General features: G+C 61.8%; 21 protein-coding genes and 4 pseudogenes. 9 read left to right on the top strand and 16 right to left on the bottom strand.

The window, feature by feature from the left end; all coding sequences use genetic code 11:
- Positions 1–33: 33 nt before the first annotated feature.
- Entirely contained in the window at positions 34–969 is a 936-nt protein-coding gene (locus tag ABQJ54_RS10880; RefSeq protein ID WP_367854306.1) for a toxin-antitoxin system YwqK family antitoxin, read from the bottom strand.
- Positions 970–1,072: 103 nt separating this feature from the next.
- Between ABQJ54_RS10880 and ABQJ54_RS10875 the strand changes: the two genes are divergently transcribed.
- The gene (locus tag ABQJ54_RS10875; protein WP_367854305.1) at positions 1,073–1,429 is read left to right on the top strand and encodes a helix-turn-helix domain-containing protein; all 357 of its coding nucleotides are present in this window, start codon (positions 1,073–1,075) and stop codon (positions 1,427–1,429) included.
- An 82-nt stretch (positions 1,430–1,511) separates the two neighbouring features.
- Here ABQJ54_RS10875 and ABQJ54_RS10870 read toward each other — a convergent pair whose 3' ends face one another.
- Together ABQJ54_RS10870 and ABQJ54_RS10865 are read right to left on the bottom strand one after the other, a co-directional pair.
- Positions 1,512–1,964 carry a hypothetical protein gene (locus tag ABQJ54_RS10870; protein ID WP_367854304.1) on the bottom strand — a complete coding sequence of 151 codons (453 nt, stop codon included), beginning with the start codon at positions 1,962–1,964 and terminating at the stop codon, positions 1,512–1,514.
- Between the two features lie 13 nt (positions 1,965–1,977).
- On the bottom strand, positions 1,978–2,934 hold the full coding sequence (locus ABQJ54_RS10865) for a DUF932 domain-containing protein (protein ID WP_367854303.1): 957 nt from the start codon (positions 2,932–2,934) through the stop codon (positions 1,978–1,980).
- A 518-nt stretch (positions 2,935–3,452) separates the two neighbouring features.
- On the opposite strand from ABQJ54_RS10865, the gene ABQJ54_RS10860 reads away from it, so the two are divergent.
- Entirely contained in the window at positions 3,453–3,725 is a 273-nt protein-coding gene (locus tag ABQJ54_RS10860) for a hypothetical protein (RefSeq protein ID WP_367854302.1), read from the top strand.
- Between the two features lie 59 nt (positions 3,726–3,784).
- Here the strand turns inward: ABQJ54_RS10860 and ABQJ54_RS10855 are convergent.
- Positions 3,785–3,895: pseudogene (locus ABQJ54_RS10855) on the bottom strand (JAB domain-containing protein); the annotation flags it as partial.
- Between the two features lie 681 nt (positions 3,896–4,576).
- Here ABQJ54_RS10855 and ABQJ54_RS10850 point away from each other — a divergent pair.
- The gene (locus ABQJ54_RS10850) at positions 4,577–7,747 is read left to right on the top strand and encodes a TonB-dependent receptor (protein ID WP_367854301.1); all 3,171 of its coding nucleotides are present in this window, start codon (positions 4,577–4,579) and stop codon (positions 7,745–7,747) included.
- 347 nt (positions 7,748–8,094) lie between these two features.
- On the opposite strand, the gene ABQJ54_RS10845 is transcribed toward ABQJ54_RS10850, so the two are convergent.
- Positions 8,095–9,297 carry a glycoside hydrolase family 27 protein gene (locus ABQJ54_RS10845; RefSeq protein WP_367854300.1) on the bottom strand — a complete coding sequence of 401 codons (1,203 nt, stop codon included), beginning with the start codon at positions 9,295–9,297 and terminating at the stop codon, positions 8,095–8,097.
- 251 nt (positions 9,298–9,548) lie between these two features.
- Between ABQJ54_RS10845 and ABQJ54_RS10840 the strand changes: the two are divergent.
- Positions 9,549–9,995: pseudogene (locus ABQJ54_RS10840) on the top strand (transposase); the annotation flags it as partial.
- Between the two features lie 13 nt (positions 9,996–10,008).
- Here ABQJ54_RS10840 and ABQJ54_RS10835 read toward each other — a convergent pair.
- From ABQJ54_RS10835 to ABQJ54_RS10820, 4 genes and pseudogenes are all read right to left on the bottom strand, one after another.
- Positions 10,009–10,699: pseudogene (locus tag ABQJ54_RS10835) on the bottom strand (IS1595 family transposase); the annotation flags it as partial.
- 95 nt (positions 10,700–10,794) lie between these two features.
- Positions 10,795–10,974, bottom strand: a pseudogene (locus ABQJ54_RS10830) (transposase); the annotation flags it as partial.
- A 65-nt stretch (positions 10,975–11,039) separates the two neighbouring features.
- Entirely contained in the window at positions 11,040–11,453 is a 414-nt protein-coding gene (locus ABQJ54_RS10825; protein WP_367854299.1) for a hypothetical protein, read from the bottom strand.
- Positions 11,450–12,613: a type IV pilin protein gene (locus ABQJ54_RS10820; protein WP_367854298.1), complete on the bottom strand. Its 1,164-nt coding sequence runs from the start codon at positions 12,611–12,613 to the stop codon at positions 11,450–11,452. The genes ABQJ54_RS10825 and ABQJ54_RS10820 overlap by 4 nt, the downstream gene beginning before the upstream one ends.
- A gap of 192 nt (positions 12,614–12,805) precedes the next feature.
- On the opposite strand from ABQJ54_RS10820, the gene ABQJ54_RS10815 reads away from it, so the two are divergent.
- Genes ABQJ54_RS10815 through ABQJ54_RS10805 form a run of 3 tightly spaced genes read left to right on the top strand, consistent with a single transcriptional unit; the run spans position 12,806 to position 15,064 of the window.
- Complete coding sequence (locus tag ABQJ54_RS10815; RefSeq protein WP_367854297.1) at positions 12,806–13,195, top strand: response regulator transcription factor; 390 nt, start codon at positions 12,806–12,808, stop codon at positions 13,193–13,195.
- A gap of 11 nt (positions 13,196–13,206) precedes the next feature.
- Positions 13,207–13,371, top strand: a complete 165-nt coding sequence (locus ABQJ54_RS10810; protein WP_367854296.1) for a hypothetical protein — start codon at positions 13,207–13,209, stop codon at positions 13,369–13,371.
- Entirely contained in the window at positions 13,364–15,064 is a 1,701-nt protein-coding gene (locus ABQJ54_RS10805) for a GspE/PulE family protein (protein WP_367854295.1), read from the top strand. Before ABQJ54_RS10810 ends, ABQJ54_RS10805 begins: the two co-directional genes overlap by 8 nt.
- Here ABQJ54_RS10805 and ABQJ54_RS10800 read toward each other — a convergent pair.
- The 5 genes from ABQJ54_RS10800 to ABQJ54_RS10780 form a co-directional block, all read right to left on the bottom strand.
- Positions 15,048–16,625, bottom strand: coding sequence for a PAS domain-containing sensor histidine kinase (locus ABQJ54_RS10800; RefSeq protein ID WP_367854294.1), 1,578 nt, complete (start codon positions 16,623–16,625; stop codon positions 15,048–15,050). The two genes, ABQJ54_RS10805 and ABQJ54_RS10800, sit on opposite strands and share 17 nt — an antisense overlap.
- Positions 16,626–16,864: 239 nt before the next feature.
- Positions 16,865–17,074 (bottom strand): helix-turn-helix domain-containing protein, encoded by a 210-nt coding sequence (locus tag ABQJ54_RS10795; RefSeq protein ID WP_367854293.1) that lies wholly within the window; start codon positions 17,072–17,074, stop codon positions 16,865–16,867.
- Positions 17,071–17,421 carry an addiction module antidote protein gene (locus tag ABQJ54_RS10790; RefSeq protein ID WP_367854431.1) on the bottom strand — a complete coding sequence of 117 codons (351 nt, stop codon included), beginning with the start codon at positions 17,419–17,421 and terminating at the stop codon, positions 17,071–17,073. Before ABQJ54_RS10790 ends, ABQJ54_RS10795 begins: the two co-directional genes overlap by 4 nt.
- Positions 17,387–17,713 carry a type II toxin-antitoxin system RelE/ParE family toxin gene (locus ABQJ54_RS10785; protein ID WP_367854292.1) on the bottom strand — a complete coding sequence of 109 codons (327 nt, stop codon included), beginning with the start codon at positions 17,711–17,713 and terminating at the stop codon, positions 17,387–17,389. The genes ABQJ54_RS10790 and ABQJ54_RS10785 overlap by 35 nt, the downstream gene beginning before the upstream one ends.
- A gap of 39 nt (positions 17,714–17,752) precedes the next feature.
- Positions 17,753–19,135 (bottom strand): tyrosine-type recombinase/integrase, encoded by a 1,383-nt coding sequence (locus ABQJ54_RS10780; RefSeq protein ID WP_367854291.1) that lies wholly within the window; start codon positions 19,133–19,135, stop codon positions 17,753–17,755.
- A gap of 427 nt (positions 19,136–19,562) precedes the next feature.
- On the opposite strand from ABQJ54_RS10780, the gene ABQJ54_RS10775 reads away from it, so the two are divergent.
- Complete coding sequence (locus ABQJ54_RS10775; RefSeq protein WP_367854290.1) at positions 19,563–20,027, top strand: hypothetical protein; 465 nt, start codon at positions 19,563–19,565, stop codon at positions 20,025–20,027.
- A gap of 20 nt (positions 20,028–20,047) precedes the next feature.
- Here the strand turns inward: ABQJ54_RS10775 and ABQJ54_RS10770 are convergent, their stop codons facing one another.
- Positions 20,048–21,598, bottom strand: coding sequence for an MASE1 domain-containing protein (locus tag ABQJ54_RS10770; RefSeq protein ID WP_367854289.1), 1,551 nt, complete (start codon positions 21,596–21,598; stop codon positions 20,048–20,050).
- Between the two features lie 534 nt (positions 21,599–22,132).
- On the opposite strand from ABQJ54_RS10770, the gene ABQJ54_RS10765 reads away from it, so the two are divergent.
- A complete protein-coding gene (locus tag ABQJ54_RS10765) occupies positions 22,133–22,390 on the top strand; it encodes a hypothetical protein (protein ID WP_367854288.1) in 258 nt (85 codons plus the stop codon).
- An 11-nt stretch (positions 22,391–22,401) separates the two neighbouring features.
- Here the strand turns inward: ABQJ54_RS10765 and ABQJ54_RS10760 are convergent, their stop codons facing one another.
- Positions 22,402–24,102: a cation:proton antiporter domain-containing protein gene (locus ABQJ54_RS10760; protein ID WP_367854287.1), complete on the bottom strand. Its 1,701-nt coding sequence runs from the start codon at positions 24,100–24,102 to the stop codon at positions 22,402–22,404.
- Positions 24,103–24,129: the final 27 nt, after the last annotated feature.

Genomic DNA, 24,129 nt, shown 5'->3' with positions numbered 1-24,129 from the left:
GTGCCATGGACTCTGTCTTAGCGACTGAAGCGGTCAGGGCGAAGCCATCCCGGAGACGAGGCGATTGTCTTTATAGACCAGCTTTCTCGGTTGGCTTGAACCCTCGGGGATATCCATGTAGTCGCCCTCAAGCCCCTTGTCCGTCAACGTCCAGTCAAAAATGAGCTGGCCGTCCTTGTCGAACCCCTGCACTTCCCCCCTTGGCGAGCCGTGATCCCAGTGGGACTTCAGGCTGTAGACACCCCATCGGTAGTTGTCGGGAAGCGCAGGCGTTGGCTGACTGGTGATGATCGCCTGGAAAATTCGGTTACCGCTTGAATTGGCATCCTGCCACTCCCCATCGCGTGCACCATCGACGTATTGGCCCTCTGACTGCGGCCCCTTGTTGTAGCGATCAAAGTACACGGCTGGCCCATTCAACTTGCCGTCCTTGTAATGGACAACCGATCCGTCTCCACCGTAGACCTGGCCATCAACCGGTGCGTTATTGGCGTAGGTTGCATCCATGATCTTCTCGCCGTGAGAAGACCATATGCGTTGGCGACCATCGAGAACACCGGCAGAGAAATTTAGCTCAAGGGCTCGATCCCCAGAATTGGGGTAATCGATCTCCGCCTCACCCTCCACCGCCTCATTCTTGATACGGAAGGTCAACGCCTGTTTGCCGGTCACCCCCTCGCAGTGCACATCGCCCTCAGCCAGCCCTTTGACGAACGTCTCGGTGCAACCGGTGAGTGCATCCTGTGCCTGCATGTGCGTGGTCGGCATGGCGTGGGCGCGCCAGAAGGCGATCGCGTTGTTGGGAAGCTCATCATTGAAGGCCACCGTCCCGGTAAAGGGCTCGGTGTCACCGTGCTTGTAGGCAAGTCCATTGCTCCAATCCAACTGCCGTGCATCCAGTTTTTCCCCGCCACACCCGCCAAGCAGCGCGGCGGATACGAGCAGTACCAAGCCTGTGAGTCGTTTCATGGATTCCCCTTTGTGATGTGTTTGGCATCTCGCCCGAAGTATACGAAATGCAAATATTGAAAGTAAATACGAATACTTACGTGCTTCTCCTACCTTGGCCGTCATGGCCAAGCCGACCTCGAAGCCCCGACCCAAGCCCACCTCCGTCCATCGCCCAGAGCACGCGGTCGCCGCCCAATTGCTGCGGGAACTGAGACTGGCCTCGGGCCTGACCCAGGCCGAAGCATCCGCCCATGTCGGTCTGACACAGGCGGGTATCTCAGAGCTGGAAAAGGGTGTGCGCGGCCTGGATCTTCTGGTGGTGCGCGATCTCGCCTTGGTTTACGGCGCCGACTGGCCCGCCGTCATCGTGGAACTTGACCGACGCATTGCCGCGGGCATGAAGCCGGCAGCAGCGTTGATGAAGCGGAAGGCTCCGCCCAAGAGCCCTGCATCGCCCGTTCGACGTAGGCCGCAGTAGCGGCGTTTGGCACCATCAACAAGGCAGAGGGATGGCGCCGGCAGGTTTCGCCGTCCTTGGCGCGCGTGATGTGGCGTACCAGCTACCAGCTCGCACGGTAGTAGATATCCCAACCCCGTTCCTGCAACTGCTTCGCCTGCACCACGATGCGCAGGGTGGTGTCGATGTCACCTTCCGTCATCGGCTCGTCGTCCTCGCTGACAAAGTGCTCGCCGGCGCTCTCCGGATCGTCGTTGACCTGATCGAGCTGCTCTTCCAACTCGCTCAAGACCTCCGGCGATACGTAAGCGGGCCGGCAGTCGTCGTGGCCTTCCTGCACGTTGCTCACGAACCACTGGTGCAGAGGATCGAACTTCCGCCAGTAGCCCACCCGCACGGTCACGCCCGTGATCTCCATCAGGGTGGCGTCGTTGTCGGGCTTCTCCGAGGGCGGGGTATAACCAATGGCACGCCCTATAGCCTGACGAACGGGATCAAGCGCCTTGTCGTAGGGCGGCAGGTGGAGCTTCGCCTCCAGGTACATGTCGAGTCCCATGGCGTACCTCCCTTCAGGCGACCAGCTTCATCACTTCATCCCACGCTCGCTGCTTGATCTGGGCACCCTGCCCGAACCACGCGGCATCGCGACGGTGATCGTCGCTGCGTGCCCGGCGATGGTGGTCGATGAACTCGGTGACACCGTTCAACAAGCCCCACGCCGTACCGCGGCTGGACGCCATCAAGGCACCGCGGCCACCGCCTTCGTACAAGGCCCGGACATTGGCCACGGCCTGCTCGTTAACCACGGATACCTTGCCGTCCTGCCCGGCGTAGGTCAGCACACGGCGTAGAAGGCCTTCGACCGAATCCGGATCGAGCGGACGATCCACCAGCGCCTTCATGCGCGCCACGAAGCCGTCCCACGACGCCACCGTGATGCCGAGCTGGCGCTTCACCGCCTCCGGATCGAACTGGCTGCGGTGCGGCACCTTGATGGCCCCGCTGGCATTCCCCAGTGCAATCTGCAAGGTGTTGTTGCACACGACACGGACGCTGGTGAACTGCGCCGTCGTCGCCAGCGAGCCATCGCAGGCCGTAGCGAGCAGCAGGTAGCCTTCCACCCGGTCACGACCTTTCAGGCTGACGCTCTGCCCGGTACGCGCCAGCGCCCAGAACTTGCGGCCCTCGCGGAGCACGCCCGCCGTTTCCAGCTCGAAACCGCCGATGGCGGTGAGGTCGCGGTAGAACTCCAGGATCTCGCCCGGCTGGACGACCTGGAAGCGCTTGCTGACCACCGCCAGCGGGGCCTTGGTGTCGGAGCGATAGAGCACCTTCTGTTCCGGGAAGGCATTGATGACGCCGACGGCGTTGTTGCCGGTGATGTAGCGGACTTCGGAGGCCTCGATCTGCCAGTCCATGCCCGCGTTGGCCTTCCAGACCTCGATGGGCTGTTGCGGTGACAGCTTCTTGCCCAGGCCATGCCACGGCGTCTCGCCGGCATAGGCCATCGTTTCGACCAGGTGCATGTGAATTTCCTCGTGGATGAGGCGGCATAAACGCCGAAGGCCCGGGGTTGCCGGGCCTTCGGTGTCTGTCGCAGGGGTGGATGGATCAGTCCGATTTCGTGAGGCAGCCGCTGCAGCGGATAAAGCCCAACAGCAGGGCTGCCGTCACGACGAGGACGCAGGTCACGACGTCATGCTTCTCAGGGATCATGCGAGTCCATCCCAATCGGTGCTTCAAGGCGGAAGCACCCAGACGCGAGTCAAGGCTTTCCCTGACTCACGCGGGTGATATGCGGTTGAAGGATTTTTCAATCGACAGATGACTGGAACAACGTCCCCTTGGCGTGATCCGTCGTACCGAACGCACATACTGGCTGAGTCCTGTTGCCGCGCTGATCCGCGCTCGTGTCGAGCATGGCCTCCATCCATCTCTGTCGGGTGCACCTGCGCGCATCCAGAACATCAAAAAATTTGCTATCAAATGTCAGCTTATAAGAATTTGCGTTTTAGGTTCCCCCTCGTTGCGATGAGGTGGCCCGATGCCCAAGCTCAAGAAGTCACGGCCCAAGGTGCTAGCAGCACCCAAAAGCTTGCATCGCCCGGAGTACAAAGCCGTCCTGGCGACATTGCTTGAGATGCGCGAGGACGCCGACCTTCTCCAATCCGAGCCAGGCAAGAAACTTGGGCGGTCGCAGTCGTACGTATCGATGGCCGAGCGCGGGGCCATTCGTCTGGTTCCCAGCTTCGTGACGGGTGCCTCGCGTGCGGTACCACGCTGGCGGCCTATGTCGACAAGCTTGAACGCCGTCTGAGCCCCGCCAAGGGAGCGAGCCGCTAGAGCGGCCGCCCACTCCAGTGCGCAACTGGAAGGTCAAATGAAACCGCGACTGGCCAGGCTGACGCACGTCTCACCGATCACGATGTGATCAAGGACGCGCACTCCCACCAAGTCCAAGGCCTCTTTCAGTTCCCGGGTGATAGCCCAAGATCTTTCTAGGTCGAGTGTTCAGAGCAAGTGCCACGGTTTGCCGGTTGCCTGGCCGGTGAGCGTTGAGTTCGTTTCCTTTCGGAAAGTACGGTTTCAGCAGGCCATTCGCGTTTTCGTTCGTGCCGTGTTGGCGGCAACCTGTCGATGGAAGAGGCGCGCCGGTGGTACCAGGGCGTGGCGTGCACGAATTGCTTGCTTTGGTACCGCTTGTTGCCACCCAGCAGCAAGCCGAAACCGGCCATTCCTCCTGTTCCTTCTGTCGACACCGGTGTCGGTGCCCGGCCAGTTTCCATGCTGACGCGGGCTGCCGGCGTTGCGGCCGTCCCGCACATGGGCTCCCAGAGGGCGGCGTCTGCAGCTTCGGCAGACGCACCCTCGATGCCAGTCGGCACCGCATGAATCGAAAGGCAAAGTGCAACAGTTGAAACCCTACTATACTTTTATACTATTTTATTATTTCACTTTTACTTTCGATATTTTATAGATTCGATTTGCCTGAGGAGCATCTAGGGGCGCCTTGCAACAAGGCGAATGCTCCCGGGCGATCTGAAAGATCGGGGGACTGAATCCACCGGTCTGGCTTTTTTAACGCCGGGGAGGTGCGTTTGATCGGATAGCGATCCGACCATCGCAATCGAACCAGACAACAGTTCTCGCTGTGGGGGGAGACATCACATGAATAGCAAGCAGCAAGCACCATCGCGGTACATCCGCCGCACCGTATTGGCCACCGCCATCGCGATGGGGGCCGGCTTGTCCGGGCAGGCATTCGCCCAGGCGACGACTGGCTCCGTGTTTGGTACCGCGCCGGTATCCGCTGGCGAAACGGTCCGGGTCCTCAACAATCAGACCGGGCTCACCCGTGAAGTACCGGTCGACAGCACCGGCCACTTCAGTGCCGGTAACCTGCCGGTAGGCGACTACACTGTGTCGCTGGTGCAGAACGGTGCCGTGATCGCCTCGCACGACCACGTGCAGGTAAGCGTGAGCGGTGGCGCCCAAGTGCCGTTCTCGGCTGCGGAAGCCGGCAAGAACGTGAAGAACCTCTCCAGCGTCACGGTCACGGCCAACTCGATCCCGGCGATCGACGTGTCCTCCACCCGCCAGACCTCGGTGATCACCGCGAGGGATCTGAAGACCTTGCCGTTGGCGATGAATGCCGAATCCATCGCGCTGCTGGCGCCCGGCGTGGCCCAAGGTAACGCCGGCCTCGGCAGTGGCCCGGCCGGCACCCCGCTGATCTCCTTTGGCGGCGATTCGGTGGTGGAGAACGCGTACTACATCAACGGCTTCAACACCACCGACCCGGTGGGCAACGCGGGCGGCATCGCGCTGCCGTACTTCGCCATCGCCGAGCAGCAGACCATCACCTCCGGCTACGGCGCCGAATACGGCCGCTCCACCGGCGGCGTGATCAGCCAGGTGGGCCAGCGCGGCGGCAACGAATTCCACGCCGGCGTCTACGCCACCTTTGCGCCGAGCTGGGCGCAGAGCAGTTACGTCAACTACTACTATTCCAACCCGAACGCGCTGCCGAGCCAGACGGGCCAGCAGTATGGCGACCTCCGGCAACCGCGCTCGCAGAACGAGTCCTGGTCCCAGGTCTACGACGCCTACGTGTCGGGCCCGCTGATCAAGGACACGCTGTTCTTCTACCTCACCGCCGAGACCGAGCAGGCCAACAGCACGAGCGCCGGCCTGGCCTCTTCGACAGGCCAAACGACCTGGAACTCGCATGGCCAGTCTTCGCCGAAGTTCTACGGCAAGCTGGACTGGAACATCAACGACAGCAATACGCTGGAGGCCACCTATGCCTCGAGCAAGGTCGAGGACACCGCGAACAATCTTTACAGCTACAACTACAACACCAACACGGTGGGCAGTTACGAGAAAGTCAACAACCCGCTGTACTCGAGCAAGTTCGACATCGGCATCCTGAAGTACACCTCGTACATCACCGACAACCTCACGCTGAGCGTGCTGGGCGGCAAGATGAAGAGCACCTACTTCGACCAGTCGCTGCCTTACCCCGGTTTCGATCCGGCGCTGGCGGGCATGGGTGGCCAGGGTGCCATCGGCGGCCAGAACCCGGCAGCCCCGGGCTACGGCAACTACAACCTCAATCCCACCACCACGCCTTCCCCGGGTCACCAGTCGACCTCGAACAACTTCCGCCTCGACCTGGACTGGAAGCTGGGCAGCCACGACCTGAAGTTCGGCATCGACAACCAGCGCAGCACGGACGTCGACGACGGTACCGTGACCGCCGGCCCGGGTTACTTCTGGGGTTATGGCAAGCAGGGGAACCTTACCTCGCCGACCTTGGCTTGCAACGGCCAAGGCGTATGCGTCCCCAGCGTGGTATCCACCAGCAACCCGCAGGGCTACTACGTCGGCAAGTTGACCTACGGCGGCACGGCCTCGTTCACGGTGGAGCAGAAGGCGCAGTACATCGAGGACAACTGGCAGGTCACGCCGAACCTGATGTTGAACCTCGGCCTGCGCAACGACCAGTTCACCAACTACAACCCGGACATGCAGCCCTATATCCGGATGACCAAGCCGCAGTGGGCGCCGCGCATCGGCTTCAGCTGGGACATCTTCGGCGACAGCAGCGCCAAGCTGTACGGCAATGCGGGACGCTACTACCTCGCCCTGCCCTCGGGCCTGGGGACGCGCATGGCGGGCGACAATGCCTACCTCGAGCAGTTCTATACCTATACATCCATCGATGCGAACGGCATCCCGCAGGGCCTGACCCAGATCCCGACGAGTACGGCGTACTCGCCTGACGGCGAAACCGGCATCGCGAAGGACCCCAAGGTCATCGCCGCGACCAACCTGAAGCCGATGTACCAGGACGAGTACGTACTGGGCTTCCAGAAACTGTTCAATGCGTTCGGCCAGTCGCTGGTGTGGACCTCGCAGGCGACCTGGTCGAAGATGAACGACATCGTGGACGACACCGGCGCGATCCAGCTGCCCGCCAATGCCGACATGAATCCGCTGATCTACCCCGCGGAGACGGATGTGCTGGTCAACCCGGGCCGCAGCAACACCCTGCGCTACTGTTTGGCGGACAACGGCGCGCTCAACCCCACCTGCACCAAGTACGGCACCTACACCTGGAACCCGGCCACCGCCGTGGGCAACCCCAACGACGGCCTGGTCGGCTTCCCGGCAGCGTTCCGCCACTACTACAGCCTGGAAGAGTCGCTGGAGCATCCGTGGGACGGCAAGTGGATGGCCAAGATCGACTACGTGTTCGCCCGCAGCTACGGCACCACGGAAGGCCCGGCCAACTCGGCGGCCGGCCAGATCTCCAACGCTTCGGCCGCGTCCGGCGGCCACCAGTCCGGCTCGATCTCCGTGGCCTGGGACTATCCCGAGGTGATGGAGTACGCCAACGGCGACCTGCCGAACATGCACAAGCACACGCTGAAGGGCTACGGCACCTATGCGATCACGCCGGAATGGCTGCTCAGCGGCATGTACATCATCCAGTCGGGCGCGCCGTTCAGCTGTTCGGGCCTCTACGGCCCGAACCAGACCGACCCGATCGGCTATGGCGGGTACCAGTGGTGCGATGGCCAGCCGTCGCGTCCGGGGGATGCGGGCAACACGCCGTGGACCCACCAGCTCAACTTGGCGCTGAACTACATCCCGGCATGGGCTGGCAAACACCTGACCATCCAGCTGCAGATCTTCAACGTGTTCAATGAGCAGGCTGTGACGGCTTACAGCGACGGCTATGGATCGACGGCTTCGCCGAACACCAGCTACAAGTTGCCGGTGGGCATTGAAGCACCGCGCTACGGCCAGCTCAGCGTCAAATACGACTGGTAAGTGACGTCCTCTTCGCCCCTTGTATCACCATTGACGGTGGCGCACCCGGATCGGGCGAACAGAGACTAACCCCTCTCAGATTGAGCTTTTCCCCGCGCTCCGGCTCTGCCGGGGCGTTTTTTTGTTCGTGCGGCAGGTTGGTGTTCGCCCGCCATTCTTTCCGGGGGGCTGCACGCGGCATCAACATCGCCAGCCTGGGCGGCTTTCCAGGCAGTCTGGCCTGCGTCCAGAATACGCATCGAAAGAGGACCGCCTGGCGCATTGCGGCAAGCGCAGGCTGCACCCGAACCGGCAAGATCGGTGACGGTTAAGAGCTACGTGGTAAGGGTGAGCCACGTAGCCCGCGTTTAGTGCGTAGCGGATTTCCCCATTTTCAGCAGCACCACGCCGAAGGCTGGCACGTCGAAGGTATGCGTGGCATCGATCAGGCCGAGATCGCGCCGCTGCCACAGATCGCGCGCCGGTACCGCACCGGCCAAGCCAAGTGCCTTGAAGTCCAACGTGGCATCCAGCGGATGGTCCAACGTGTTGACCAGGCCCACCGCCAATGTGCCGTCGGCCAGCGGTTTTGCCCACAACTGCACTGGCCCCTCCTGCCACACACGTCGACCCTGCGCGCCACGCGAATCCTGGTCTACTGCCAGCACCTCGGGATTGGTCAACACCGATCGAGTGTCGCCGCTCATGGCGGCAAGGTCGTTGCCTGCGATCAGCGGCGCGGCCAGCAGTGCCCACAAGCTCATGTGGGTGCGTTCCATGTCGGGGTTATCCATGCCTTGGTTGCCGATCTCCAGCATGTCCGGATCATTCCAGTGACCGGGGCCGGCCCAGCGCTCCAGTCCTTGCTGGGCCTGTGCGTTGAACATCATGCTCTGGTAGCCCGGCTCGATGTCGATGGTGCTGCGCCACAGGTTGGCGCCCACCTCGGCACCCCACTCCCACACGCGGCCCCATCCGTAGCTGCACAGTGCATAGACCACCGGTCGGCCGGTGGCCTCAAGGGCTTCATGCATCTTGCGGTAGGCCGCCTGCATCATCGCGGTCTGATCGGCCAGTGACTTGCCCTTCAGGCGCGTGCGGAAGCTGCACAGGTCGTACTTCAGGTAGTCGACCCCCCACCCGGCGAACGTCTTGGCGTCCTGTGCCTCGTGGCCGTAGCTGCCGGTGAAACCACCACAGGTGTGTTCGCCTGGCGAAGAGTAGATACCGAACTTCAGCCCCTTGCCATGCACGTAGTCGGCCAATGCCTTCATATCGGGAAACTTGGCGTTGGGATGCAGCACGCCGTTCGCGTCGCGACTACCCTGCCAGCCATCGTCGATGATGACGTAGCGATAACCGGCCGCAGCCATGCCGCTGGCGACCAGTTCGTCGGCGGCATGACGCACATCGTCCGCAGTGACCTTGGCGCCGAAGTGATTCCAGCTGTTCCAGCCCATCGGCGGCGTCGGCGCAGCATTATTCGCCGTGGCCGCCATCGCGAACAGCGGCCAGATCAGCAGGCAGGACAATCCCAGTCGGCGGAACATCGAACGTTGGCGCTTGCGCATCACTTGATTGTTTCCCGGTTGCATGGTGATTGATCGAGGGGCAAGCATCCGCAGCGCGTGACTCCTGCTCCATCGTCTGGTGCATCAGGTACCGCTGTACCTTGTGGTGACCGTCATCGCAAACTCACCGACGAAGCGCGCAATGTAGCAGGCCAAGTGATGACGGCAATCGTCCCGAGCCTCCAAGTCGCCAGCCGCGCAGCTGGCGTGCAGGTGCAGCGCACCTGAAGCCTGTTCAAGGGCCCATGAAAAAGTGGCGCACGGTGCATGTGCACTTCCAGATCTGGAGCGAAGAGGACAAGGGCGGCGTGAGCCTGCTGGAGCAGGCACGCAAAAATCGGGTTGGCACGGCCCGCGCGAGACAGGGGCGCAGCTTGTAGCACGCCATCGCCCACGACCACGGCGGAGGTGACGGATCGCAGGGGCACCTTGCAGGCGTTCGAGCGCCGCAAGGCCAAGGCGTACTGGTCGACAGCGGCCATGTGGAGCAACCCTTCGTCCAAGGTGTAAGGGAGGTCTGGGCGAACACGTCACGGTGCGGATCGCAAGCGCAGCGGGTTGCACACCTTCAAGGTCATGCCACGGCGCTGGGTAGTGGAACGTTCCTTCGCTTGACTGGAGAAGCACGCAGACGCCTATGCAAGAGCTGCGAGCGCAGACCCCGCACCAGCCTGCAATGCATCCATCCGGCCTCCTGATTAGCGACGACGCTCAGCCATGAAAGTTGTCGACGGCGCGCAATTTCGGCTCAGGCCAAGGCTTGCACAGGGTCATGGCCCGCGCCAGTCGCGGCAGCAGGTCGGCAAGACGAAACCGACGGTTGAAGCGGTAGGCGGCCTCGGCCAGATAGCGCCGGGCGTACTTGGCCTGACGCATGGCGTGGTAGCAGCCGCTGATCGCCCGTTTGACGTTGCCGAGCACCACGTTGACCCAGCGCGCGCCCTTGACCTCGGTCGCGGCGCGACCGCCTTCGGTCTCCAGCACGGTGTGCGCATGATCCAACTCGATGACGCAGCGGAAACAGCCCAGTCCGTCGCTGAAGACCTCGGCGTCGGGTGCCAGACGGCGTTGGGCTCAGTCGGTGAGCGAGGCGTTGTCGAAACTGCGCACGGGCTCGATGACGGCAAAGGTGGGATGCTCCAGTGTTTCATCCGTAGCCACGGCCACCACGAACGGTTGTTTGTTCTCCGAGCCGCGCCCCGGCTTGCCGCCGTTGCGCTCGCCGCCGAGATAGGCGTCGTCGACCTGCACGAAACCCGCGAGCTGGCGCGGTTCCTCGCGCTCGGTCATGACCTGCATGATCTTGTGCTTGAGCTTCCACGCGGTGTCGTAGCACACGCCCAGATGCCGCTAGCTCCAGCGCCGACATATTGGTCTTGCTGACGGTCAGCAGGTGCATGGCCATGACGTCTCTCCGCCTCGTAACATGGCTCCAAGGCTGCGCCGCGCATGTCTCACATCACGCGATGGCTGGCTGAGCGTCGTCGCTAATCAGGTCTGGCCTTGATCGGAGAACGCATGCTCCGGATCGCCCCTCAGCTTCCGCACCCATTTGCGCAGCACGTTCTCGCGCAGATCCAGATCGCGTGCCGCCTGGGCAACCGTTACGCCGCGCTCCTTGACCAGCCGCACAGCCTCGCGCTTGAGCTCACCACTGAATGTCCGTCTTGTCGCCATGAACCACCTCCGGCTTCATCATCACACCTAAACTCGGTGTCCGTGAAACCGGCAACAGTCCAATCTTATTTCCCTCGAAGTACGATGGGCACGCCATCGGCACTGAGCGTCTTCAGTTCAAAACCATCAGGCGTCAACCGATAGTCGACATTGAGGGTGAGGGGCAGCACTTCGGCAATCCGTTGAGGGTATTTTCCATGGAATGCAGCGTAATCATGGATAGCTTTTGATACCACTAGCAACGAGGCCTTTTGCCCGTTCTCGATCTCATCCTGTGTAGGTTTAGCGGGCCACGGATCGAGTGTTCCCTGAAAATGCAGCACAAGTGCCGCCAAGCTAAAAATGAACAACACCGGCAGTCCCCATTTGCCGCGCCGTTTGCCAGGCGGCTTGGGTATCGGCTCTACAGGGGGCTGGCCAGGAGCCTTTCGGCTCTGTTTCACCAGTTTGTCCCATTCACTTTGGATCGAATCGGTCATGGCGTTATGGTCAATGTGGGCTTAGCGCCATCCCAGAGCGTGGAGGTGCCACCGCTGTTGGGCGGGTTATAGTCCACAACTTGTACGACGCTTATCTGAGCATCGGAGCTAAGCGGCAACCCCCCATAGCTGTAACTCGTACAGCCGGTCGTAGGACTGATCGCCTGGTTTACCTGGAAACTGGCGTACTGGGTAACCACCTGGAAGATCACGGATGTGTTGGTCTGGCCGGTCAGCGGGCCGCCGCTCGTACTGGCGGGACATATCTGTGCGGAGGCGGTCCAAGTATTGCCGTTGATCGCACCGCTGCCGGTGATGGTAGAGCTTCCAGCTGCAGGCGACGTTGGATTGTTCGTGTTGGCTGTTTGGCTGCCACTCCCTGACGTACCGCTACCGAGGGAAGTACCGCTGCTTGCGCTCGAGGTTGCGCCGGCAGGGCTGGAATTGGAGCCTGTCGATGTGCCACCGGTGCCTACGGAGCCAGTCGATGTGCCGGTTGACCCGGTGGTTGCACCAGAGTTGGAGCCTGCCGAGACGCTCGTAGACCCGCCGCTTATGGCAGATGTGTCGCTAACCGTCGAGCCTTCGTCACTCGTGCCTACGGCGTCCTGCAAGGCGCCTCCCGGTCCGACTTCGACAGGGTAAATCAGTTGTGCGCTACTCGCGTCAGCGGAGGCCAGCACCCAGATCTTGTCACCGTCCGCCTGCGGCAGCACGGTACGGAGTACACGCAGTCGAAGAACAGCGGCTGGATTGTTGGCGGTGGCAACGAGTGCGTAGGTGTCTTCCGACGGATAGGAAGCAAAGGTGCCTGCCGGTGCGCGGATGAGTTGAAAGGTCACGCCATCCGGGCCGTTGAATTCCTGCGCTGCCATGGAACCGATCAGGGCGGGCGGCACCGCACCTGGTGCGCTGTTTTCCTGCAGGTTCGTCATCTGGTCCGCGTATGTCTTCACGGAGATGACGGTTCGCAGATGGCCGTAATTCACCAGCGCCTGCACCGCTTCGGCTTTCAGTATGTAAACCCGATAGGTGCTGACCGCCAAGGTCGCCAGAATAGCCACGATGGCGACGACCATCATCAGCTCAAGCAACGTAAACCCCCATGAGCGTCGCCGCCCAAGAGTTGCACGGGTGGACCGTGGAGAGGGGCGCAACATGAAAGACCCATGCCTTGTGCGTGGTTGAGACGTTATAGGCCACCTTGCACATTCGTCAATGGCGAAGCGTACGATAGCCCTCCGAATCTCAAAACCACGTGATACTGCTCGACATGCTCATTCCCCTTGATGAATTGGCTCCAGCGATGCAGTATCCATTCGAATCTTGCCCAATGACCGTCAGGTGCATTGATGTCTGAATCAAGGAAAGCAAGGGTTCTGCTGGCGGATGACGCGAAGCACGTACGGCAACTCCTGAAGGCCGTCCTCATCCCCTTGAATTGCGAGGTTGTCGCCGAGGCAGAGAATGGCGAACAGGCGGTGACCTTTTACAAGGAGGCTCGCCCGGACGTGGTGCTTCTCGACATCAATATGCCGGGCAAGGATGGTCGGGCGGCCTTGCGCGAAATCATCGCATTCGACCCTCATGCCGTGGTCGTCATGCTGACGTCCATGTCGGATCTCGCCACGATCCAGGGCAGCCTTGACGAGGGCGCATCGCACTACATCCGGAAGGACACGCCCCCGGCGGAAATGCGGGAGCTGCTTTCCGAGGTGTGGAAAGAGCACCTGACCTTATAGGCCGCGCCCACATGAGCGACAAGCCAGTACAGGATGAGTTGGATGATCGGTTCGAGCTGCAGCGAATGCTGCGGGAAATCGAAGCCGAGGCCAGAGAGAAGCCGCAGGCTCCTGTCAAACAGTCTGAGATTCAGGATCTCATCAAGAACAGAAAGAAGCGAGACCCTCATGGCTAGGTCCGACTTCGTTCAAGGTTTGGCGGAGCATGGCGTCATCCATGAATCGGAAATCGAGGAGCTGCCGCAGCGTTACGGTAGCAGGGATTTTGAGATTGCCTCGGGCCTCTACAGCTCGCTTTCCCTGCCAGAGGACCGTGAACTTCTGGGGCACCTGTACGGCACGAGTATTGGCAAGGCCTATGTGCCGCTGGCGAAAACCCTGTTCCAGCCGGAGGCACTGGACCGGATTGTTCGCGACATGGCCCTCAAACTGCAGTGCGTACCCATCTACTACCTGGGCAATGTACTGACCTACGCCACGCCACATCCGGAGGATGCGGCAGCGATAGCATCGCTTGCCAAACTAGTCGGCGGCCCGGTTAGCCCTGTGTTCGCCTTCCCTCAGGAAATTGCGAACTGCATTGAGATCCAGTATGGGAATGCGGGCGAACTGCAACGGATGTGCGATGAACTATCGGATCAAGTCAAGCGTCCGGATGAGATCACTCCAGAACAATTGAAGCTGTTCGCATCCTCCGCCGGCGTGGTGAATCTGGTGCGGGGTTTGCTGCTCTACTGCATAAAAAACAACGCCAGCGATATCCACATACAACCGACGGCCAAATTCCTCGCGGTCCGGTTTCGTATCGATGGCCAATTGCGAACCCTATTGACCCTCAGCCAGGCCTTGAAAGAGCCCGTCCTTGTGCGCCTGAAGGTGCTGTCCAGTCTCAATGTCGTCGAAAAGCGCAAACCGCAGGATGGCCGTGTCACTCTCGAATTGAAAGACCGGAGCTACGATTTCCGGTTATCGACAGTGCCGACAACGTTTGGCGAAAAGGCGGTGCTTCGTGCCATCGGCTCGTCAGATCAGATAGTGAAGTCACTGGACGAACTGGGTCTCTCGAGGCGCAACCGTAAACTGCTGGATGATTTGATCAAGGTTCCGCATGGCGTTCTGTATGTCACGGGTCCTACCGGATCAGGCAAGACGACGACACTCTATTCGGCCCTGTCCAGCTTGAACACGCCTGACGTCAATATCGTCACGGTGGAGGATCCCGTCGAACTGCGCATCGATGGGCTATCGCAGATTCAGGTGAACTCGGCTGTCGAGCTGGATTTCGCCAAGGCGCTGCGAGCCATTCTGCGACAAGATCCCGAGGTGGTGCTGGTTGGTGAGATCCGTGATCTGGAGACGGCTCACATCGCTTCCCAGGCGGCTCTGACGGGGCATCTGGTCATGACCACCCTGCACACCAACAACTCGTTCCAGGCGATCACCCGTCTGATGGATATCGGCCTGGATCCGTACATGGTGGCTCCGTCTGTCATCGGGGTGATGGCGCAACGGTTGGTGCGAAGGATCTGCAAGCACTGCAAAGAGAAATATGCACCGTCGTCGGAACTGCTCAACGCCCTATTTAAGGATTGGAACAACGAAGAAGTACATTTTTATCGCGGGCGTGGATGCGAAGCCTGCAGGAATTCGGGGTATGCCGGCCGAATAGCGATCCATGAAATCTTCGTGATGACCGATGATATACGCGACATGATCACCAGGCGTGCCTCCATCACGGAGATCACGCGGGAGGCCGTGCGGCATGGCTTCACGTCCATGCGTTACGACGGGATATTGAAGGTTCTGCAGGGTCTGACCACGCTGGACGAAGTGGACCGCGTAACGACGGTCGTCAGGCCACAGGAATAGCCGGGGGACCCGCTGCCAGCACGGGCAGTTGGGCCCAGAAATACGCGCCTTGCCCTGGCGTGCTGTCGCAGCCGACGTGGCCGCCATGCAGCTCGATGATGGCCTTCACGATCGACAAGCCCAAACCGGTGGAGGATTCCCCGCCAGTGGGTCGGGCGCTTAGCTTCTTGAACTTGCCGAACAGCTTGGACTTGTCCTCGTCAGTGAGCCCGGGTCCCTGATCACGCACCCCAAACTCGATCCAACGGCCATCGGCGCTAAAAGTGAGCGATACCGTAATGGTTTTACCCGACGGGGAATACTTGATGGCATTGCTGATGTAGTTGTCGAAGGCTTCACGCAAGCGGGTTTTGTCCCCTAGGAAGCCGATGTTAGGGGTAATCACGGCGACCAGTTCAATGCTCTTTCGCGCCGCCGAGGGGCATGCAAATTGCGCAAGGTCGGTGGCTAGCGCACTGAGGTCGACGTTTTTCCCGGTGATCGTCAGCCCTTGTTGCTCAAGCCCTTCATTGTTCAGAATGCCCTTGACCACCTCGAACATGTGGCTGGAAGCCTCGTGAATGCTCTTCAGGAACTCGATGTCCTGTTCTGAGGCCCCCGGCTCGCCCATTTTCATGTCGAGCATGATCTGGGCAAGTCCGGCAATGGACGACAGGGGATTTTTGAGGTCATGGCTTGCGATCGCCAGCAACTCGCCCTTGGCCCTGTAAGCCGCTTCCGCCGCTTCCTTTTTTGCCCTCAACTCTTCCTGGGCCTTGCGTTCGGAAATGTCCACGATCGAAGCGAGGACCATCAGATCGTCTTTAGTATGGATGGGGTTCAAGCCCACCTCGATGGGCATTTCGGTACCGTCCTTACGCAGTCCAACCAGATCCTGCCCTGAACCCATGTAGCGCGTCTGCGGGTGGGCAAAGAAACCGTCGCGCAGGCCGCCATGCTGTGGTCGGAATCGTTCTGGGATCAGCATTTCCATCTGCGCCCCCACCAACTCATGTTCCGTATAGCCAAAGAGGACGGCGGCCTGCCGGTTCGCGAGCGTAATGAGCCCCTTGCGGTCGATGAGCAGCATCGCATTGGGGGCCGATTGGACCACCTGGCGAAACCGGTCTTCGCTGTGCTTGCGCTCGCTGATATCCACGACAGTCGCCAGCACCCAGATGCCATCGACGAGAACCAGGGGGTTCAGTCCGATTTCGACAGGGAACTCGGAGCCGTCCTTGTGCAATGCAAAAAGTTCTCTTCCCGCCCCCATCGCTCGCAGCGTGGGGGCCTTGCCATAACCGGTGCGTAACGCCGGATGCCCCGCGCGATACCGCTCAGGTATCAGCATTTCAACGAACTGGCCAATCAGCTCTGGCCCACTGTAGCCAAAGAGTATTTCGCTCTGCCGATTGACGTAGGCGATCCGACCGTCATTGTTGACAAGGAGTACGGCGCTGGGAGACGACTCGACCATCAGATGGAACGTGATGTCGGTCAATTTGGCAGCTGGGATATTCATAACCTGTCCGGCGTGAATTCGGAAAAGAATGAAGCTGAATCGTGAGGGGCCACGATTCATGGCTGTTTTCACTCGCGCTCGCAGCAGACCACATCAGGCGACAGTACAGCTTATAAGCAACGTTCTCGAGTGTCAGCGCTGGATGCTTCGATGTGCCGGTCCATGCCCGCTTGGTGTGCGCACCTCCCCCTCAGGGCAGAGGTGCTAGAACACTTCGATGAGCAAGAAGCATGGAAAGCACCTCGATACTGAGGACTACCGACAGGCCACGAAGAATTATCGCAACCTAGCCAGTCATGTCATTGCGCCACGCTTTGTGCAACACCCATGCTCTCGGCTACGTCGGCCTGTGTCATGCCTGCATGCTGGCGCGCACGCAGCAGTTCGCCCAATGCGGCGAACCCATCGGCGAGTGCCTCATAGGCCGCCGCATAACCCGGACGCTTCATCCACCTTTTGTGCGTGGCACCCACGTCAAAAGGAACCGGGTTGTAACGGTCGGTTTTCATGCTGCGTGTGCCGCATGCGAAGCGCGGCGTGTCTTCGGCTTCGCCGCTGCCGGCGCTACAGACAAGCGCAGACCGAACGCGGACAGGATCGCGGACAGCGTGTCCAGACGTGGATTGCCCTTGTCCGAAAGCGTGCGGTACAACGATTCGCGGCTAAGGCCAGTGCGCCGTGCCAATTCGGTCATACCCAGCACGTCGGCAGCCGTGCGTAGCGCCAGCGGTAGCGCGTGCGTGTCGCCATCATGCATGACCTCGGCAAGAAAGCCGGGCAGATCGTCGGGCGCCAGCAGGCTTGCCGCGTCGAAAGCAACACTAGCGGCGTGCTTGGTAGTCTTTCCAGTAGTCATGGGCACGTTCAATGTCCTTCGGTTGAGTGCGCTTGTCGCCCGCGCACAACAGCAGCACCAGCGTTGCGCCATCCTGTCCGCAATACACGCGATATCCGGAGCCAGTATCTATGCGCAACTCGAACACACCGCCCCCGACCGCTTTCCAATCTCCCCGGTTGCCGGCCTGCATCCGCAGGATGCGAGCCGCGATGGCTTGATTGGCGCGGCGGTCGCGCAACGCGGCCAGCCACTCGGCAAACGGGATGTGCCCGTCCGCAGTCTGGTATTGACGAATCTCTATGTTCGACATAGTAGCCTAAAAGCTACACTTCAAAATGAACACAAGCCGTCACTTCGCGCCGCGCCGGTGTTTGATCGCGGTCACGGTGCCAACCTTGCCCTTCGATGCAATCTTCTTCGCCTGCGGGTCGAGTGATCGACGGAGTCCGAGTAAAGCCTGCCGTTTTTCCTCGTCGTATTCGTGCGCCTCATAGTGTCGCGCCTGCACGCCTCCGAGGCCATGCGACAACAGATGTCCGCGCATTTCACGTGAACCGCCTGCAGCCTGTAGCCGGGTTTCCACGGTCTTGCGGATAGTGCCCGGAGAGAATTCACGGTCAATCTCACCTTCCGCCACCATTGCCGAAGCCACTGCCTGCACGCGCTCCCAGACGTTGTGGTAGCCCGCCGGCTGCGCACCTTGGGTGATAGTGAAAAGGCAGTCACCCAAATCTCCACGCATGGCTACCATCGCCTTCACTGCGTCCGGGATCAACGGCACGACATGCTCATAAGCCACTTTGCGTCGCCCCTTCGTATCCAGCAGCGTGACGGTCTGGCGGTCAGGGTCGTAATCGTGCTTGGTCAATCGGCCTAATTGCTCAACACGCTGTCCACCGGTCAACAGGTGGAAGCGCAGTAGCGCGCTGTCCGGCTCCGGAAGCGCGCAGATGCGCCGCCAGTAATGACGCAATTGCTCTTCGGTCAAGGCCCACTTGCGTTCCTTGGCGGCATGGATGGCCTTCTCCACGGCCTCCTTGGGGCGTGTCACCTCAAGGTCCACCAATGGATTGCTGGTGATCCTGAATCCGCTGAAAGCATGCATGGTCGCGTCGTTGCGGGCACGCCGTGCCGCTGTATAGGTAGCGCGCAGGTGAGCACGCAGCTTCTCCGCCGCACGCAACTTCCCTGCCTTGGCTAGCCGATGAAAAACCGGCATCACATCGTCGACCGTCACTTCATCGGCAAGAAGCGCCGCGATCTTTGGATAGGGCTTGGTGATGTTCCGCTCTACAGACGTCTCCACCTCACGCCATGACGGCTTACCCGCCGCCTTAAGGTGTTCAGCGTATGCCGCCAGCAGCGACCCAAGCGTCGCTCCGGCACGCTCCAGCTGCGCTGCAGCAGCCTTTTCTGCTGCACGCCTCGCCTGCTCCGCCCGCCTCTGTTCATCCTCCAGTGCACCGCGCAAGTCACGCTCTCCGCTCTGGTAGCGCTTGGAGAGGTCGGCGGCCGCCTTACGTGCATCAGCCAGCGGCAGGCCTGCCCCCAAAGGCAGGCGCACACGATCACCACCGGGCGCGGTGTATCGGTAATACCAGGTGAGCTCGCCGCTGGCGAGCTTGCGAACCTCCAGGCGACCAGCTCCCCGGGCTGCCGGATCAGCAGCTGATTCGCCGGGCTTCATCGCAGCGATGCCGCGTACGGTCAATAGATCGGAACTAATGCCCATGCCTTATCCCCTTGCCATTCTGGTGACCGTTTGGTGACCGTTTGTCTCTGGCTAGCCTTGGATTAGGATAGACAGGCATGAACGATAAAACAATGATTTATGTCTTATAAGTCCCCTATAGTGACCATCATTGGACAGCCCTGGATACAAAAAAGGGGATTGAAAATCCCCGTGTAGGCGGTTCGATTCCGTCCCCGGCCACCATCGAATAGACGCAGTACGCCAAAGGGCAGCGACTCACAAGGTCGCTGCCCTTTCTGCCATGCGCGGTCCGGCGCACACGGCGCAGACCAGCCACAAGGGAAAATCTTCGCCGAAGCGTGACGGCAAGCACGGATGCCCTCTTCGTTTTGCGGTTGCCTGTTTTCGGGGATGGTAGATTTTCGGCCGGGCAGGCATTGCCCTCACACCAATCAAGGGGAACATCATGCGCTTGTTGACTCGTGCAGTTTTCGCAGCATCGATCGCCGTCGCCACCGGGGCCGCTTTGGCAGCCACGCCAGCCACCGGTCTCGGTCAGTCATGGCCGAACGCAAGTGACGTCAGCACCAATCCGAACTTCCATGTGTACGTGTTTGCCATGGGTGGCGTCGAATACATCCAGGTCAACGATATCAATGGCAACGTGCTCGGCAGCGTCGGCACCGCCGGCGGCCAGTTCATCACGCTGCCGATCGGGCGCTATGCCCAGCAGGTCGTCACACCCAGCCAGCCGGCCAGCGCGTCCACGAGCGCCACTCCCGTCGCCGCTGCCGCCACGGTCTACAACGACGGCACCACGACGGTGACGGCCACGCCGCTGAACGATGGCACCATGCGCCTCAACGCCGCAGCCGCCCAGCCCTGCACGGACCCGATCGACTGCAGCATGAAGGGAATTACCGGCCAGTGAGGCGCGCAACCATCCCCGCGTCAGACGCGGGGATGGTTTGGCTCCAGGAACGAGACCAGCAGCCGCCAACCGTCGCGGATGGCACGTTCGCGCGCCTGACCGTCAAAGGTGGCGGCACGGTCCTCGATGGCCTTGCGCCCCAGTCCCGTGGTGCTGATCCGGAGGCGCTGCCGCAAGGCCATCCAGTCCACGTGCCGTGATCGCGCCAGGTCCCACCGGGCCTCGATCGCCACCACCACCCAGGCACGGCCCCGGGCGCCGCAACGGACTTTCACCAGGACATCCGACGGCTCGTGCTTCAGGCAGGCCTCCGCGATGGCCTCGCATACCACGCGGTAAACGGCCAGGTTCATGCTCTGCGGAAGGACACCCAGCGTCCCGCGCAGGTCGCACCAATATTTGATGCCTGCCTCATGGAGAATCCGGGCCAGGGCTCCCTGGGCCAAGGCTCCCGGCAGGCCGCGCTCGCGCAGCATGGAGGGATCCAGACTGTCGGTCAGCAGGAAAAGCTGTTCCTGGGCGCTCTCGACGTGCCGGCGATAACCCGTGTCGTCCACCGCATGCAGCACCTGGCGCTCCCTTCGAAGCATTAGGCTGAAAACATCATGGGACAGACTGCGAAACTGTTCCAGAGCCTGCGCCGTGATCTGCAGCTGAGCCTCGCCCAAGGCCACATTGCGATGCGCCAGGGCCATGGCCATGCGCGAATCGAAGCGTTCCTGTTCGACCCGCCGGGTCAGGGTGCTCATGCGCGCGCCCACCAGCAGCATGGTCGAAACGGCCATGGCCACCAGGGTCTCGGCCTGCATGGTGACGGGATCGTCGGTGGCGGGCATCAACGTCACGACACCCAGGCTGGCCAGGGTGCCGGCTACCGCCGCTCCCTGCCAACCATAACGGAAGGCCATGAAGACGACCGGCAGGAACATGGCCATCTGCACCATGGTACGAACCTGGGGGTTGTGTGTGCCCAGCCATACCAGGAACGCGATGAGCGGGAACACTCCCAGCGCACTCTCCGCCAGGAAACGGCTTTCCAGCAGCGTTCGGAACCAGCGCCGCCACTGAAGATTCCCGGTCACAAGACTCTGGTAGACCACCAGCGTAACCGGCGCCACCGTGAGCACGCCCATGAAATTGCCGAGCATCAGGCGAGCAGTCGCTTCGCTGTAGTGGATGACGTAGCCGGGTGGAAGCGTTGCAAACTGCAGTTCCACGATGGTTTCAGCCGTCGAAATGATGGCGATGATCAACACACACAGCACGAAGATCGGCATGTTGACCGTTCCACGGGTCGGAAACAGCTGCCAGCGCTCGCGGAACCACCACACCACGGGAGCCTCGTAGGCGAGCGACGGAATCGTGTTGAGCACGGCCCAGGACAGGCCGAATTGGTCAAGATGGTCGTAGCTGACATAGGCCAGGTAGGCCGTGTCCGCGATGAAGAGCGCCGGCCAGTAGCGGTACGGCACGAGCAGCAATGCCGCAAGGTGGAAACCGGTCAGGATGAACCAGTGCTGGATGGACACCGCGCGAAACAGGAACAGCGCAGCCAGGTAGACAATGGCCACCAAAGCCTGCCGCAACATGGCCCCCACCCATGACCCAACACGCATGGCGCCCCCAGACTCGATCCCTGATCCCAAGCCAAAGACTAGATCACACCGTCCCACTGTAAAAGTTGCGCAAACTCGTTGTCAGACATCTGTGCCCTAGGAAGCATAGAACCGGATTGCGAAGCTTGCCAGTCCCTGAACGACCCCGGGCACGGCATCGGACAATGCATCGCGGCCAACCCGCCCGATCATGGAAAAGAAACTGTCCGACCAGGTATCGGCCAAGCCTCCTCATGTGGCCGAGCTTATCGCTTCGCACGATCAAATCTGTGCTCTGGAGAGCACCTCCTGCAAGGCTTGAGCCGGCTGCTTCCACTTGAGGGCGGCCCCAAGCCATATCTCATGCAAAGAACGCACCAATTTCGAATTCAGGCGCCCGACGAAGGAGGTTTCACGGCGCTCGCCCTGTCATCGCGCCGCCACCCGCGGATCATCGGCGAGCCACGCATGCGGACCAGACTGCACGCATCCCCTCCAAGGACCGCGGCCATGCCGGCGCAGTACGTCACTCCCTCGAAGTTCGGCCTGTTCCGCATCGTGCGGCACGGACGACGCTGGCGCAGCCTGCTGGAGGATTGCGAACTGGCACGGCATGACGACGCGACTGCTGCGCTGGCGTACTTGCACGCGAGCTGCCCGCGTGCCCGCCTGCCGCTGACGCTGGAGCATTGGCGTTATCTGGCAGGACCGCCGGCACGACTGGCGCAGGCTTGCGTCAACGACGGGGACTGGCTGCTGGTCGGCTGAACCGCCCCGGCTCAGGCAGCCGTTGCCGGCGTCGCCCCAGCTCCGTCCACGGCCAAGCGATCGAGCATGCCGCGCGCCATCTCGTGCTCGCCCGACACCACCAGGTTGGCGCCCTGATCGCGCAGATGGACGGCGGCGGCGCCCGAACCGGCGCGGACGTAGATCGGCAAGCGTGGATTGAGCTGGCGCGCCACGCGCACGATCTCGCCGGCCTCGAACGCATCCGGTGCGGTCACCAGCAGCGCCCTGGCGGCACCGAGATTGGCGGCGGCCAGCGCTTCGTCGCGCGCGGCATGGCCGGACACCGTGCGGATGCCCTGCGCACGCAGCTCGTCGACGCGCTCGGCCTCCATTTCCATCACCAGCAGGGTGCTGCCCTGGCGCAGCAGCTCGTCGCACAGCAGGTGCCCCACCCGGCCATAACCCACCACCACCACGTGGCCGGCCAGGTCATCGGCCCGCTCGGGCGACGGCTCGTCGGGCAAGGCGACCACGGCATCCGCGGCGGCCTGCCTCGCCTCGCGCGCGTCCAGCCACGGCTTGGCACGGTCGAACAGCTTGAACAGCAGCGGATTGAGCAGGATCGACACGATCGCCGCGGCCAGCAGCACGTCCTGCGCTTCCTTCGACACCATCTGCTGGGCCACGCCCACGCCGATCAGGATGAAGGAGAACTCGCCGATCTGCGCCAGGCTCACCGCGATGGTGAGCGCGGTGCGCAGCGGCCGCCGCGAGGCCAGCACGATGAGCAGTGCCGCCAGCGACTTGCCCAGCACGATGATCGCCAGCGCCGCCAGCACCACCAGCGGCTCGGTGAGCACCACGCGGTAGTTGAACAGCATGCCGATCGAGACGAAGAACAGCACCGCGAAGGCGTCGCGCAACGGCAATGTTTCCTCCGCCGCGTCATGCGCCAGCTTCGACTCGCCCATCATCATGCCGGCGAAGAACGCGCCCAGCTCGAACGACACGCCGAACACCCCGGCCACGCCGAACGCCACGCCCAGCGCGATCGCCAGCACCGCGAGGCGGAACAGTTCGCGCGAACCGCTGATCGCCACCCGCGCCAGGATCCACGGGATCAGCCGCTTGCCAACCAGCAGCATCAGCGCCACGAACAGCGCCACCTTGCCGATCGCCAGGCCTACGGTGCCGGCCAGCGCGGCGAACGAGATACCCTGCCCCGCGGCCAGCGCGCCACCCACCGCGGGCAGCAGCACCAGCGCCAGCACCATCGCCAGGTCCTCGACGATCAGCCAGCCCACCGCGATGCGGCCACGCTCGGTCTCCATCAGCCGGCGCTCTTCCATCGCACGCAGCAGCACCACGGTGCTGGCCACCGACAGCGCCAGGCCGAATACGAAGCCCTGTGCGAACGGCCAGCCCAGCGCCCAGCCCAGCAACACGCCCAGCACGGTGGCCACCGCCATCTGCCCCAGTGCGCCGGGGATCGCGATGGACTTCACCGACAGCAAGTCCTTCAGCGAGAAGTGCAGGCCCACGCCGAACATCAGCAGGACCACGCCGACCTCGGCCAGCTCGTGCGCGATGTGGCCGTCCGCCACGTAGCCCGGCGTGAAGGGCCCCACCACCACGCCGGCCAGCAGGTAGCCGGCCAGCGCGGGCAACTTCAGCCGATGCGCCAGCGCGGCGAACACGAAGGCCAGCACGATGCCGCTGACGAGGGTGGCGATGAGCGGGGCTTCGTGCATGGAGAGTCCTTGGCAGGCGCGCAACGA

Origin of the sequence: Rhodanobacter lycopersici, from assembly GCF_040812335.1 — a bacterium.
GTDB lineage: Bacteria > Pseudomonadota > Gammaproteobacteria > Xanthomonadales > Rhodanobacteraceae > Rhodanobacter_A > Rhodanobacter_A lycopersici.
The sequence above is the reverse complement of the archived record's forward strand: the minus strand, read 5'-3'. Positions and strand labels throughout refer to the sequence as shown.